Origin of the sequence: Pyruvatibacter sp. (genome assembly GCF_040219635.1) — a bacterium.
GTDB lineage: Bacteria > Pseudomonadota > Alphaproteobacteria > CGMCC-115125 > CGMCC-115125 > Pyruvatibacter.
The window spans coordinates 522,146-535,801 of record NZ_JAVJSC010000003.1 but is presented as its reverse complement, the minus strand read 5'-3'; the positions used below and the strand labels follow the sequence as shown (position 1 = coordinate 535,801).

Below are 13,656 nucleotides of genomic sequence, written 5' to 3'. Positions count from 1 at the left end.
TGCCTAAAGTCCGGTGAAGGGCGGAGCAATCTAGTCGGCGGCGTGGCTCTTGGCGGGCGGAACATAAAGCTGGTTCATGTACTCGGTCAGGGCTTTTTGCGCCACGCCGGGGTCCATGATGTTGAGCAGTTCGTTGATTTCGGTGGTGCCGGTCGGCAGTTCGCCGGACGCCGTCGAGCCGAGCATTTTCATGAACTCCTGAAACAGCTCCGGCGTAAAGTCTGCGGGCGTGAGAGCTTTGACAAACTCCCTTATATCGGCGGGCACGGCCTCCTGGTTGCGGGCCCTCACAATGTCGGTGCATTCGCGCAGGTCTTTCAGCATGGCGTCGGCCTGCGCGAGGCTGGCCTGATCTATCGACAGGTGAATGTTTTCGCGCGACCCAAAGAAACCAAGCTGTGGCTGAATGAACCAGCCACGCATTTTCATTTCGTCGATGACCGGAAAGACGCTCATGACATTCGATGTGAATGCCAAGAGGCAGAGTTCGGGGTCACCCAAAATCTCATACTCAGGCATTGCGGCAATACCGGCGCGGATTTTCTTTGTTGCCTGCAACATGCGATCAGCGATGCCCATATAGCCTTCATCGCCGAGAAAATTCATTACCGCCCAGGCGGCGGCCATCGGACCGCCAGTCTTGGTGGACAGGATTGTCGGGTTGATGACGGTGTAGCCGGTCCAGTTGGAACACGTAAAAATCTGGTGGCGGCGCAGGTCCTTGTTGCGCTGGAGGATGACGCTCGCGCCTTTGGGGCAATATGCATATTTATGCAGATCCATCGACATGGATGTGACGCCGTCCACTTCAAACGAGAACGGCGGCACGTTTTCACCAAGCCTGCGCCAATAGGGCAGCATGAAGCCACCAATACAGCCATCAACGTGAAACAGCAGATCGTGCTTCCTGGCGATGGATGCGATTTCCTCAATCGGGTCGATCACGCCGTGCGCGTAGGAAACGGCTGAGGCTACAATCTGGATGGTGTTGGGGGTGATCGCCGCTTCAATTGCTGCGTGGTCTGCCTTGTAGGTGACCGGATCCATCGGCACGAGCACCGGCTTGAGACACAGGTACTGTGCAGCTTTTTGAAAGGCCGCATGGGCTGTGACCGGCAGGATGATTTCCGGCTCGGTGATTTCGGGTTTCTTCTCGCGGAAATAGTCGCGGGCGGTCTTCACCGCCAGCATACAGCTTTCGGTGCCGCCCGAGGTGAAGTTGCCCACCACCTCTTCGTCGCCACGCAGGTGGTCAATCGCCATGGCGACGATCTCGTTTTCAAAGCGCAGCAGGCTTGGATAGACCGTTGGGTCGAGTGCGTTTTCCGTCAGGTAGCGGGTATAGGCGCGCTTGGCCACGTCATCCACGTCCGGGCCGGCATCATAGATGTAGGCGAATGTGCCGCCGCCATGCACATCCAGGTCGTCTGTGCCGAACGCTTCAAGGGCGGCAAATACATCATCCTTGCTGCGACCTTTTGCAGGCATCTTCATGCGCGTTTCCCCCTGTGGTGACATTTATCGTGTCATGGTTTGGGGTATCGCATCATGAAGCTGTGCGGGCTGCAAGGCGACACATGCGGGGATGTGGTGCCTTGCTTTTTTCTGCCTATGCTACGGCCTCGTCGAGTTGCGCCAGAAACTCACCCAGCCGGGTGACCGCTGGCGCGCCTGCGGCGCTTATGCGTTTGAACACCGCCTGCGCCTCTTTGTTGCCGGGCGGAATGTCGGCAATTGCTCTTGAGAACCCGTCAAGGCGGTTGCCACGCAACCAGGCACTTAACTCATCCATGGTGGACCAGGTGTACTGGTTCATCATGGCGGCAAAGGTAAAGCGCACGAAGTCTTCATTGCTGTCGGGAAGGGGTACCACGCCGCAGACCTTGTTCTTGAGGTCTTCATCGTTGCCGAGCGTTGCTTCTGCGTGGGCGATCAGTGACGCGCTGAACAGTGGCTGGTACGAACGCACGAACTGCGGCGTGATCACGTTGCCTGCAAAAATCGGCTTTGTGCCCTTGTTGGTGATCGCGGTTGCCGAACAATCCACATGCACGGTGTTGGGCGTGGTGGGGATGGTGCCGCGCTCAAGCGTGATCTCGTGTTGCCCGACATTTTGCACGTGGCCCATGCGCACCACATTCCTGATCGTGCGCAGCGCGTCCAGTTCAAGCGGGCTGATGGTGGCACCATGGAACATGGACGGGCAAACGGTCTTGTCGAGGCGCACGAAGTAGCCGCAGGCCTCCAGACGGTCATACATGTCGTCGAGATCTTTCGCGGCGCTGATGGCTTCCATCTGGGCGGCCTGGGTGGTGATGGTTTTCAACACGAACTCAGGTGCCGGCTGAGTGTTGCTGCGATCCAGCATCCACGCATCACGTGACACGATCCAGCAAATGGCGTCCGGGTCCACGCCTGTTTCCAGCAACCACAGGCAGGCATCAATGCCGGTCTTGCCGCCGCCGATGACCACATATCCGTCGGGCGTTGACGTGAGGCCCGGCAGGCTGTTGAGAGGCATGAAGGTCACGCCGTCCCCGACACTGAAATTGGGTGTGTGCGTGGAGGGGACGCTGTTCTTGAGAAATGTCGCATCCACCGTCTTTTGGGTGACGGTCACTTCGTACTTTTTGCCGCTGGTGATCGAGTGAAACGTTTCGTTGCTGCCCGGCGTGCCGGTGTAGTGGCACATGGGAAAATACTGAACCCGGCCCGACGGCAAAAACGTATGCCGCATCACCTGATCGAAATAGGAATTGATGTCGGAGCCGGTGGAAAGGTCGCACAGGCCCTTGTTGAGGCCGGTGTCATCTATTTTGCCGGTGGACAGTTCCCGCGAGGCCACGCCGTAAAAAGAGGCCGGCTGGTGCAGGGTCACAAACGGGTAGGCGTCGTTCCAGTGGCCGCCGGGTTTGGCATGGCCATCGACCATCATAATGCGTGCGCCGCTGGCCTGCGTGTCGGTCAGCAGGGTGTCCGCAAAGGCCATGCCCATGGCGCCCGCCCCAATGATGAGATAGTCGGTTTCCAGTTTTTCGGTCACTTGATAATCAATCCTTGCGGCGGTTGCATAACGGCGTTATGTGTTTGGAGATGGTTTAATAACGGCGTTATGGCGTGTCAAGCGCTGATTGCGCGACGCCTCTCAAGGCCCCTTTGGAAAGCCCGGATGACCACGACAAAAGCCCCAAAGCCTAACCGCGATCCGCAGGTTTCCGCCGCTCAGGATGCGGCCAACCCCAAGGCGCGGATTTTCGCGGCAGCGTCCGGGCTCTTTCTTGAAGGTGGTGTGGCGGCTTTGAGCGTGCGGGCCATAGCAGCGCGGGCCGGTATTTCTACCATTGGTATTTACAGCCATTTCAAGGGCAAACAGGGCATTCTTGACGCGCTGTATGTGGAAGGGTTCGAGATGGTGATTGACAGCATGACGGTGGCAGATACATCCCTGTCACCACGTGATGCGATCCTGACGGCGGCGGCCCAGTATCTCGATATGGCTGAGGCCCACACGGCTCACTACAACCTCATTTTCGGAGAGCGGGGTCCGGACTTCAGACCATCACCGGAGGCTGAACAGGTAGGGGCGAGGGCCTTCAATACCATGGCCAAACTCATCAATGCATTGCGCGGAGATGACGCCACACCCAAACAGCAGCAGGATGCGGCCGTGCAGACATGGGCGTTGCTGCATGGCTATGTGAGCCTGCGCCATCACGACGTGGGACGCATGGTGGTGATGAGCGACTGGAAACAACAAGCGCTGGCCGCGCTGGGCGTGCTGGTGGAAGGGTTGATGCGCACCACGTCTTCCAGCCCTTACATTGACACCACACAGGGACTCTGAAGATGCAGACAGTCGCATTCTATGTGGGTGCGGCGGATGCCCGGTTTTGGTACATACGCACCTTGGTCGCACCTGCGCGGGGTATACGTGGTTTGCGTGGCTGCTAAAGTCCCGATCGGGTTTGGGGGGGACAGGTATGAGCACGCACACGGCGGCAGAGGGCAGTGGTCTGACCAACGACACCGTCACCAGTGCGGTTGGTGGCGCGGTTGCGTCGCGCCGCGGGCAGATCTCGTGGGCGATGTTTGATTGGGCCAACCAGCCTTATTTCACGCTTATCACCACATTTATTTTTGCACCCTATTTCGCGGCCACCTATGTGGGCGACCCCACAAAGGGGCAGGCCCTGTGGGGCGAGACACTGGGCTACGCGGGGCTGGTCATCGCGTTGGTGTCGCCGATACTTGGCTCCATCGCCGACCAGACCGGACGTCGCAAGCCGTGGCTGCTTGCGTGCAGCATCGCGTTTTGCGCTGCCGTTTCCTTTTTGTGGTTTGCCATGCCCGGCGAAGGGGCCATCAATCCGGTGCCGATCATGGTGGCGGTGGCGGCGGCCGCCATTGCCATGGAGTTTGCCGTTGTGTTCAACAACGCCATGTTGCCATCGCTGGTGTCGTCGGCGCGCATGGGCACGTTGTCCGGTCTGGGCTGGGGCATCGGCTATGTGGGCGGGCTTGTTGCCCTCATCATCATGCTGTTTTTCATGGCGGGCGATCGCGAAACGGGGCTGACCATGCTGGGTACGCCGCCGCTGTTTGGCCTTGACCCCGTGCTGTCCGAGGCCGACAGGTTTGCCGGGCCGATGGTGGCCGTGTGGTTTGCGCTGTTTGTCATTCCGCTGTTCTTGTTCACGCCCGATGTGCCGGCGACCGGCGTCAGGCCGCGGGCGGCGGTGCGTCAGGGGCTTGTGCAACTCAGGACCACGCTTGGGCATTTGCGCCGCTACCGAAACATCGCGCTCTATCTGTTTTCGCGGATGCTGTATTTCGACGGGCTGTCGGCGATCTTTGCCTTTGGCGGCATTTATGCGGCGGGCATTTTCGGCTGGCAGATCATGACGCTTGGCCTGTTCGGCATCATTCTTTCCGTGTTTGCGGCCGCAGGCGCGTTTATCGGCGGGTGGCTGGATGACAAGATCGGGTCCAAGCGCACCATTCAGATTTCCGTATTCGGACTGATTGTCGCCACCATCGGTTCCGCCTCTATCGGACCGGACACAATCTTTTTCACGGTGCCGGTGGAGCCGCCGCAACCAGGTGCGGCGCCGTTCTCCAGCATTGGCGAGCAGATTTATCTGGTATTCGGCATTCTCATCGGCATGTCCGGCGGTCCTGCGCAGGCGGCCAGCCGCACGCTGCTGGCACGCATGGCCCCGCCGAGCATGATGACCGAGTTTTTCGGGCTCTATGCCCTGTCCGGCAAGGCAACGGCGTTCCTCGCGCCACTCGCCATCGCGTGGGCCACAACAGCCTATGACAGCCAGCGCGCGGGCCTTGCGGTCATCGTGGTGTTTCTGGTCACAGGCTTTATGCTGCTGTTTGGTGTAGCTGAACGACGCGAACAGGACATACTCAGCTAGTTGCCTAAACACAGCGCCGGGACAACCCGGACACAGGATGCCGGGAGGCACACAAGGTTGTCGCAGGACATAACGGAACTACCCACCACGCCCTCAACGCCTGCCGGAACAGATAATCCGGGTCCGGACACAATGGCCGCTGACGGCGGCACACCGGCCGACAAACGCGGACAGATTGCCTGGGCGGTTTTTGAGTGGGCGCGCAACCCCTATGTGTTGCTCATCACCATCTATGTGTTTTCGCCCTACTTCTCCACCACCGTGGTGGGTGACCCGGTTCAGGGCCAGGCCATATGGGGCTATATCAATGGCATAGCCGGGGCGGCGATTGCCATTCTGGCACCGTTTCTGGGGGCCATCGCCGACCTTGGCGGCACCCGCAAGCCGTGGATTGCCGCATTCACCGCCATCATGGTTCCCGCCATGGTGCTGTTGTGGTTTGCGTTGCCCGACAATGGCGGCATTGGCGTCATGGGGGTGGCGTTATCGATCATCGTTATCACCATTGCGTATGAGTTCTCCGCCGTATTTCACAACTCGATGCTGCCGTCGATCGCGCCGCATTCGCGCATCGGCTTTTTGTCCGGGCTGGGGCTGGCGCTGGGCAATCTGGGTGGATTGCTGATCCTGATATTCATGCTGGTGTTCTTCACGCTGCCCGGCAACGTGCCGTGGAGCTTTATTCCTGATGTGCCGATACTGGGCATTGATCAGTCGTTGTTTCAGGACAGTCGTATTGCCGGTCCGGTTGCGGGCATGTGGCTGGCGGCGTTTTCGCTGCCGCTGTTTTTGTTCACGCCTGATGCGGCGCGCAACACCATTGGTGCATGGGAAGCCATGCGCAGGGGTGTGGCCCGCGTGGTGCAGACTGTTACGCGCCTCAGGCATTACCGTAATGTCGCTACCTATCTGGGTGCGCGGATGCTCTACAATGACGGCAAGACCGCCGTGCTGATTTTCGGCGGTGTGTATGCGGCGGGCGTGTTTGGCTGGGGCGCACTGGACATGCTGGTCTATGGCATTGTGCTGTCGGTGTTCGCTGTGCTCGGCGGTCTGTTCGGCGGCTGGCTGGACGATGCGTTTGGCTCCAAGGTTGCCATCATCACGTCTATCGGCGGCACTACGGTGGGTTTGCTGCTGGCAGTCTCCATTACGCCGACGGAACTGTTTTTTCAGCCGTATGAAAGCGCGGGGCCTGTCTGGTCGCTACCGTTCTTTCAGACCGTGCCCGAGATCACTTATCTGGCCGTCGTCATCATCATTGCGATTTTCATTACGGCGGCCTACGCCAACTCACGCACCATGCTGGCGCGCATTGCGCCCGCCAAGATGATGACGGAGTTTTTCGGGCTGTATGCGCTGTCCGGTACGGCAACGGCATTCGTCGCGCCGATACTGGTGGGCATCTCAACGGACCTGTTTGACAGCCAGCGGGCCGGATTTGCATCCATCCTGCTGCTGCTCGTTGCAGGTCTGGTGGTGATGTTTTTCGTGCATGAGACGCGGGCCGAGCGCGCCGAGGGCGATGCCTAGGAGCGTCGGCAGCGGCAGCCTGACCGGCTAGTGCCTGAAGTGGCGCATGCCGGTCAGGACCATGGCAAGGCCTGCCTCATCGGCAGCCGCGATCACCTCGTCGTCGCGGATCGAGCCGCCGGGCTGGATGACGGCGGTGGCGCCGGCTTCAGCGGCGCTCATCAACCCGTCGGCGAACGGAAAGAAAGCGTCTGATGCAACGACAGAACCTTTGGCGAGGGCGTCCGTCAGGCCAGCCTCCTTTGCAGCATCCTCAGACTTGCGGGCGGCGATGCGGCTTGAGTCAATGCGGCTCATCTGGCCGGCCCCGATGCCGACGGTGGCCATGTCTTTGGCATAGATGATGGCGTTGGATTTGACGTGCTTGGCAACGCGGAAAGCAAACAGCAGGTCACGCATTTCCTGTTCTGTGGGCGCGCGCTTGGTCACGACCCTGAGATCAGCCTGCGTCACGCGGCCCGCATCGCGCGACTGCACAAGCAGTCCGCCTGCCACGGTTTTGGCGGTGAAGCCTTTGGCTTGCGGGTCCGGCAGACCGCCGGTAATCAGCAGGCGGAGGTTTTTCTTTTTGGCGATGATGGCGCGGGCGTCGGCGTCGGCGTCGGGGGCGATGATGACTTCGGTAAAAATGCCGGCAATCTTTTCAGCCGTTGCGCCGTCCAGTCTGCCGTTAAGCGCAATGATGCCGCCGAAAGCTGACACGGGGTCGCAGCGCAGGGCTTTTTCGTAGGCCTCCAGCAGCGATCCGCCAAGCGCGACGCCGCACGGGTTGGCGTGCTTGATGATGGCGACAGCAGGTTGCTCAATGCCGAACTCCGCCACGCACTCAAAGGCCGCATCAGTGTCGTTCAGATTGTTATACGAAAGCTCCTTGCCCTGAAGCTGGGTGGCGGTCGCAACGCCGGGACGCTGTTCGCCTGTGGTGTAGAACGCTGCGTGCTGGTGCGGGTTTTCGCCGTAGCGCAGTGTCTGCGCCAGTTTGCCCGCAACGGCGCGGTATGCTGGCGCGTCGTCTTCAAGCTCTGCTGCAAACCAGTTGGAGATGGCGGCGTCATACGCCGCCGTACGCGCATAGGCTTTGGCGGCCAGACGCTGGCGCAGCTTGAAACTGGTGTGATTGTCGTTCGCATCCATATCGGCGATCACGGCATCGTAGTCAGACGCATCCACCAGCACGGCGACGCCGTCGTGGTTTTTGGCTGCAGCGCGGATCATTGCCGGGCCGCCGATGTCGATGTTTTCAATTGACGTATCGTAATCTGCCCCTTTCGAGATCGTCTCCTCAAACGGATAGAGGTTCACGGCCAACAGGTCGATCGGCACAATGTTGTGCTTGTTGGCTGCATCCTGGTGCGTTTCGTTGCCGCGTACAAAGAGCAGCCCGCCGTGTACACCGGGATGAAGGGTCTTTACGCGGCCATCCATCATTTCAGGAAACCGGGTGATGTCGGACACGTCGGCCACTTCAAGGCCCGCTTCACGCAGCGCTTTTGCCGTGCCGCCGGTGGAGACCAGCTCGACGCCACGCCGGGCGAGGGCTGAGCCAAACTCAATGAGGCCGGTCTTGTCGGAGACCGAGAGCAGGGCGCGGCGGACGGGACGGTTTGGGCTGCTGGGTGGGGGCATAAGCGGGGCGGGCTCCGGTAACGGATATAAGATGTGTGGGGGCGATAGCATGTTTGCTGCACTGCTTGAAGCATTTGCAGTCGCCGCATGGTCGCTATGCGTTTGACGAAGGGTCTGCGCCGATGGGGGGCACGGTTACGTCGGCCTCTTCGGGCTCAAACGCATCTGTTTGCTCATGTAGTTCACCGCCTGCCCCAAGGTTGCGGGTGGTGAGCCGCCGAAAGCTCCATTTGACGTGGGCCTCGCCCCTGAAAATATGGTGCGAGACAACGATCTGCCGGGTGCGACGGGGCTGGCCGGGCTGGCCCATATAGATTGAATCATCGAGCATCATCTGCGCGTTGCCGGACGCGCGGAACTGCCAGCCGTCGCCATTTGGCAGCAGTGCCAGAATGTTGGTGCCGTCATGCGCCAGCGACACGCGCACATCCGGGTGCAGATGAAAGCGGACGGTAAAATCCTCCTCGCCATCCTTGGTGGTCAACAGGCCCAGCGGGTCCCACCAGCGGTTTTTGGGCTGCCGGATGCGGAACAGCGTGTCTTCGCCCCGAAAGTCATCGCCGTCGGCTGAAAGATACACCCGGCGTTCGTGCTCCAGACCAAAAGCGGGCACATAGCCGTCATGGCGCATCTCCAGCCATACGCCGCGCTCTTCTTCGGTGCGGCGGCTTTCCACAAGCTTGGGGCCATTGATAAGGCGTGCGCCAAGCAGCCGACGCAGCCATGGAGCCTTTAGAATATGTGCCGACGACGTATCGTCCACAGTCACCGTCGAGTGTGCTGCGGTGGCGCGGGAGGCGTCCTGCCAGGCGGCGGCGTGTTGGGTTGTGGGAGATATGTGGCTGGGGCCGCAATTCACCACCAGGCGATGACGGCCTGCGCTCATTTCAAAACTCAGACACCCTGCATGGGCGCGGGTGGCGTGTGCAGGTGGCGGCGGCGCGCCTGCATCCACTACCACCAGCGTGCGCCCGGCGGCGGCGCGCTGAAACCCAGAGTGTGGCGCAAAGCCGAACGGACGGCCTTTGGCGTCGTCGCGGGCCAACACGGCGTCCACGGCACCGGCCGGGCCTTCGTCTGCGCCATTGAACAGCGCGAGGCGTCCATCACCATGTTTGAAAAACCGCAGCATCGGCATGGCGCGATCTATGGCGCCCAGCAGCTTGGCGGGCGCTTCCACGTTGCGGGCCATCAGGGCATCGCGCAGGGACACAAGGTCGGCCAGCAGTGTGAGCTGTATTTGAGGGTTACGGCTGATATGGCCGCCATCGGGCAGCAACTGACGGTCCAGTTCGCGGGTCAGCAATGTCAGTCCGCGTTTGAGACGGCTGCGGCCTTCGGTCAGGGTGACACCTGAAATAGCCAGGCCGATAGCGGCTGTCAGGCGAGGCATTCCGTCTGGTGCGCGTGGGGCTGTGCGGCTCAGGTGGCGGGCTTGTGCCGCCATGGAGCGCAGCAGTGTTGACCGATAGATGAGGTCTGCGTTGTCCAGCAGCATCGCGCCGTGGCTTGACCATGAGATCAGACGGCGGGCGATGACGTGTGGTCGCCAGCCAACGGTGTGCCACTGGCTGCACTGGTCGAGCCAGGCTTGAGTCAATGCCTGGGCGGTTGCTGTCCTGGTGTCACGTTGAGCGGCTGCCAGGTGGCGCAACCAGTCGAAACTGTGAAGGCCTTCGGAAAACTCATCCGTAGGCAGATCAATGGTGAAGACTGTTTTAGATGTTGTCTGAAGGGTGGTGTTGGCGAGAGTGAACCGGCCATCAATAATGTGCTCGCCGGTGGCCGCGTTGGCAGGGTGCAGGTCGGGCGGGTTGAGCACGATGGTATCGGGCAACGGCCCGCGCAGTGTCAGGTGATAGGGCTTGAGCGAACAGGCAAAGTTGACAAGTGCGCGCGTAGCGGTTCCCAGCGAGCGGGCCGCTATTTGTCCCGTCAGTTCCGCCGGGCCTGTCATCGTCGTGCCCCGCCTTTCACCGTGCCGCTATCGGCCGCCCCATTAGCCTCTGAGTGCCTTGATGTTGTCTGCGTATTTGTCCGGTCCGCCCCTGAAGGTGGCACTGCCGGCTACCAGAACGTCTGCCCCGGCGGCCACCACGCGGCGTGCCGTTTGCGCGTTAATGCCGCCATCCACTTCAAGGTGAATATCGCGGCCGGTCGCGTCGATCTTTTTGCGCAGCGCTTCGATCTTGCGCAACTGGCTTTCAATGAAGCTCTGGCCACCAAAGCCCGGATTGACGCTCATCACCAATATGAGATCAATGTCGTCGATCACCATGTCAACGGCATCCGCCGGGGTGCCGGGATTGAGCGACACACCGGGGCGTTTGCCCAGCGACCTGATGAGTTGCACCGTGCGGTGCACATGCGGACCTGCCTCAGTATGAACGGTGATGATGTCCGCGCCCGCTTCCGCGAATTCTTCAATGTACGGGTCCACGGGCGCGATCATCAGATGCACGTCAAACACCTTGTCGGTGTAGCCGCGAATGGCCTTTACCACCATGGGTCCGATGGTGAGGTTGGGCACGAAGTGACCGTCCATCACATCCACATGGATGAAGTCCGCCCCGGCCTCGGCCACGGCACGCACTTCCTCGCCCAGACGGGCAAAGTCGGCAGACAGAATTGAGGGGGCGATTCGGATTTTTTGCATATCTATGACGTATCAGAGGCAAAGGGGCGGCGGCAAGAAAGTGCGCGGCTATCTGCGTTTTAGCCGGGCGGCAAAAAAGCCGTCCATACCGCCTTTTTCAGCCCAGAATGTGGGAAGCGTGCGCATGTCGCCGTCGGGGGTGATGGCCTGCTCAAGGCCGGGCAACTCGTTGGGCGTTATGGGGACGCGGGCAAAGTCCGGGTTGGTGGCCAGAAATGCTGCCACCTGCTGTTCGCCTTCTTCGGGCTGCAACGAACAGGTGCAGTAGATCAGAATCGTGCCGCTGGTGGCGATGCGCGCTGCGTTGGCCAGCAGCTCTTGCTGCAGGCGCGCCATGCGGGTGACGTCATGGGGGCCCTTGAGATGAGGAATATCCGGGTGGCGGCGGATGGTGCCGGTGGCGGAGCAGGGTGCATCCAGCAGAATGAACTTTGCGGGGGTGGCGTCCGCTGTCGGTGTCCATGTTGTGGCATCGGCCGTGATGATGTCGGCCTTGAGTTTCATGCGTTTGAGGTTATGGGTCACACGCACCAGGCGCTGGGCGGAACGATCCACAGCGGTGACATGCGCACCGGCGGCCGCCAATTCCAGGGTCTTGCCGCCGGGCGCGGCGCACAGGTCAATCACGGGTTGGCCGGACACGTCGCCGAACAGGCGCGCGGGCAGGGCGGCGGCGGCATCCTGCACCCACCATTCGCCGTCGCCAAAGCCTTCGAGTGTGTCCACCCGGCCGCCGGTTGTGAGCCGTACAGAGCGGGTGGGCAGAACCTCGCCGCCCAGTTTTTCCGCCCAGCCGTCGGCATCTGATCTGACCGACAAATCAAGCGGGGCCTCAATCAGGTGGGCGGCAGCTATGGCAGCGGCGGCGTCAGCGCCATAGGCGTCGTGCCAGCTTTGCATCAGCCAGTCCGGTGTGTTGAGGGTGGTTGCGTCTTGTGCGTCCCGCAGGGCGGTTCCCTCGCGCGTTGTGCGGCGAAGCACGGCGTTGATGAGGCCGGCAAAATGACGGGCGTTCTTGTCGGCTTTTGCCAGCGCCACGCTGGCGCTCACAGCGGCGTGGGGCGCAACATCCAGAAACAGAAGCTCCGCCAGTGCACCGTGCAGAATGGCGGCGGCAATCCCTGACTTTTCCGGCAGTGGCTTGTCGAGGAACGCACCCAGAATATCCGTTATCTGGCCGTGGCGGCGCAGGGCGGTGGCAGCGATCAGGCGGGCAAAGCCACGGTCGCGCGGGTCCAGCCGGGACAGTGCGCCGTTCATGCCCTGCTCTGCGGTCAGGGCGTCATCCAGCGAAGTGTTGTCATGCAGGACCGCGTGCAGCAAGGCACTGGAGGCACGGCGGGCACCCATGCCGGGTGTTTTTGGCGCGCGTGCGCCAGGTGATGCCTTGCGCGGCGGACGCGATGTGGGGGGGCGGGGTTTAGGGGGACGATGGGTGCTCATGGCGCGCAGCTATACGCAGCTTATGTGCGTAAGGCAAAGTGTGGCGGTCAGCCCCAGGGGCGTGCGTCGTCGCCGGTTCCGGTTTCGCCTGCCATCGCCCGCAGTTTGGCAATGCGGTTGGCGGTGTTGGGGTGGGTTGAAAACATGCCGTCACGCTTATGGGCGTGCAGCGGGTTGATGATGAACAGCGAGGCCGAGGCCGGGTTGCGTTCAGCTACGTCATTATCAATGCGCTTTGCAAAGCCCTCGATTTTTTCAAGGGCTGAGGCCAGCCACAAAGGCCGCCCGCATATTTCAGCGCCGATGCGGTCGGCCTCATATTCGCGCGAGCGGCTGATGGCCATCTGCACAAGGCTGGCCGCCAGCGGGGCCAGAAGCATGACGGCAATGGCCCCGATGAGACCGACAGCGCCATTTCGGTTGCCCCCAAAAAACAATGCAAAATTGGCGAGCATGGCAATGGCACCGGCCAGCGTTGCGGTGATGGTCATGGTGAGTGTGTCGCGGCTTTTGACGTGGGCCAGCTCGTGGGCCATGACGCCGGCCACTTCCTGCGGGGTAAGGCGGCTCAGCAGGCCGGTGGTGGCGGCCACGGCGGCATTTTCAGGGTTGCGGCCCGTCGCAAAGGCGTTGGGCTGGTCATTCTCGATGACATACACCTTGGGCATCGGCATTTGGGCGTTTTGGGCCAGTTGCTGCACCATCTTGTAGAGGTCGGGCGCTGATTGCGCGTCCACCTGTTTGGCGCCGTACATGCGCAGCACCATTTTGTCGGAGTTCCAGTAGGCAAATCCGTTCATGCCCAGCGCCACTACAAAGGCGATGGCCATGCCGGTGGTGCCGCCCAGCAAAAAGCCGATGCCCAGGAAAAGCGCCGTCATTGCGGCGATCAGAACGCCGGTACGCAAACCATTTGCCACGTTTGATAGTCTCCGGTTTTGGCCTGCGGAGATGCGGGCCTATATTCTCAGCATG

The 13,656-nt window shown here is 61.1% G+C and carries 10 protein-coding genes; 3 read left to right on the top strand and 7 right to left on the bottom strand.

Annotation, left to right across the window (positions count from 1 at the left end):
- Window positions 1–30 precede the first annotated feature (30 nt).
- Together RIB87_RS05950 and RIB87_RS05945 are read right to left on the bottom strand one after the other, a co-directional pair.
- Complete coding sequence (locus RIB87_RS05950; protein WP_350144536.1) at window positions 31–1,494, bottom strand: pyridoxal phosphate-dependent decarboxylase family protein; 1,464 nt, start codon at window positions 1,492–1,494, stop codon at window positions 31–33.
- A gap of 115 nt (window positions 1,495–1,609) precedes the next feature.
- Entirely contained in the window at window positions 1,610–3,043 is a 1,434-nt protein-coding gene (locus tag RIB87_RS05945) for a hypothetical protein (protein WP_350144534.1), read from the bottom strand.
- Between the two features lie 126 nt (window positions 3,044–3,169).
- Between RIB87_RS05945 and RIB87_RS05940 the strand changes: the two genes are divergently transcribed.
- The 3 genes from RIB87_RS05940 to RIB87_RS05930 all read left to right on the top strand — a co-directional run bounded on the left by RIB87_RS05940 (window position 3,170) and on the right by RIB87_RS05930 (window position 6,956).
- Window positions 3,170–3,844, top strand: coding sequence for a TetR/AcrR family transcriptional regulator (locus tag RIB87_RS05940; protein WP_350144532.1), 675 nt, complete (start codon window positions 3,170–3,172; stop codon window positions 3,842–3,844).
- Between the two features lie 136 nt (window positions 3,845–3,980).
- Window positions 3,981–5,423: an MFS transporter gene (locus RIB87_RS05935; protein ID WP_350144530.1), complete on the top strand. Its 1,443-nt coding sequence runs from the start codon at window positions 3,981–3,983 to the stop codon at window positions 5,421–5,423.
- A 57-nt stretch (window positions 5,424–5,480) separates the two neighbouring features.
- On the top strand, window positions 5,481–6,956 hold the full coding sequence (locus RIB87_RS05930; protein ID WP_350144528.1) for an MFS transporter: 1,476 nt from the start codon (window positions 5,481–5,483) through the stop codon (window positions 6,954–6,956).
- Window positions 6,957–6,983: 27 nt separating this feature from the next.
- Here RIB87_RS05930 and purH read toward each other — a convergent pair whose 3' ends face one another.
- The 5 genes from purH to htpX form a co-directional block, all read right to left on the bottom strand.
- Window positions 6,984–8,582, bottom strand: coding sequence for a bifunctional phosphoribosylaminoimidazolecarboxamide formyltransferase/IMP cyclohydrolase (gene purH, locus RIB87_RS05925; protein ID WP_350144526.1), 1,599 nt, complete (start codon window positions 8,580–8,582; stop codon window positions 6,984–6,986).
- A gap of 94 nt (window positions 8,583–8,676) precedes the next feature.
- A complete protein-coding gene (locus RIB87_RS05920) occupies window positions 8,677–10,539 on the bottom strand; it encodes a heparinase II/III family protein (protein WP_350144524.1) in 1,863 nt (620 codons plus the stop codon).
- Between the two features lie 42 nt (window positions 10,540–10,581).
- Complete coding sequence (rpe, locus tag RIB87_RS05915; protein WP_350144522.1) at window positions 10,582–11,238, bottom strand: ribulose-phosphate 3-epimerase; 657 nt, start codon at window positions 11,236–11,238, stop codon at window positions 10,582–10,584.
- Window positions 11,239–11,286: 48 nt separating this feature from the next.
- Window positions 11,287–12,681: an RsmB/NOP family class I SAM-dependent RNA methyltransferase gene (locus RIB87_RS05910; RefSeq protein WP_350144520.1), complete on the bottom strand. Its 1,395-nt coding sequence runs from the start codon at window positions 12,679–12,681 to the stop codon at window positions 11,287–11,289.
- Between the two features lie 47 nt (window positions 12,682–12,728).
- Entirely contained in the window at window positions 12,729–13,601 is an 873-nt protein-coding gene (htpX, locus tag RIB87_RS05905) for a zinc metalloprotease HtpX (RefSeq protein WP_350144518.1), read from the bottom strand.
- Between the last annotated feature and the right edge of the window lie 55 nt (window positions 13,602–13,656).

Excerpts from the sequence above, each read along its gene's own strand:
- RIB87_RS05950 (WP_350144536.1), bottom strand. The coding sequence starts at position 1,494 with ATGAAGATGCCTGCAAAAGGTCGCAGCAAGGATGATGTATTTGCCGCC.
- RIB87_RS05940 (WP_350144532.1), top strand. The coding sequence starts at position 3,170 with ATGACCACGACAAAAGCCCCAAAGCCTAACCGCGATCCGCAGGTTTCC.
- RIB87_RS05935 (WP_350144530.1), top strand. The coding sequence starts at position 3,981 with ATGAGCACGCACACGGCGGCAGAGGGCAGTGGTCTGACCAACGACACC.
- purH (WP_350144526.1), bottom strand. The coding sequence starts at position 8,582 with ATGCCCCCACCCAGCAGCCCAAACCGTCCCGTCCGCCGCGCCCTGCTC.
- RIB87_RS05920 (WP_350144524.1), bottom strand. The coding sequence starts at position 10,539 with ATGACAGGCCCGGCGGAACTGACGGGACAAATAGCGGCCCGCTCGCTG.
- rpe (WP_350144522.1), bottom strand. The coding sequence starts at position 11,238 with ATGCAAAAAATCCGAATCGCCCCCTCAATTCTGTCTGCCGACTTTGCC.
- RIB87_RS05910 (WP_350144520.1), bottom strand. The coding sequence starts at position 12,681 with ATGAGCACCCATCGTCCCCCTAAACCCCGCCCCCCCACATCGCGTCCG.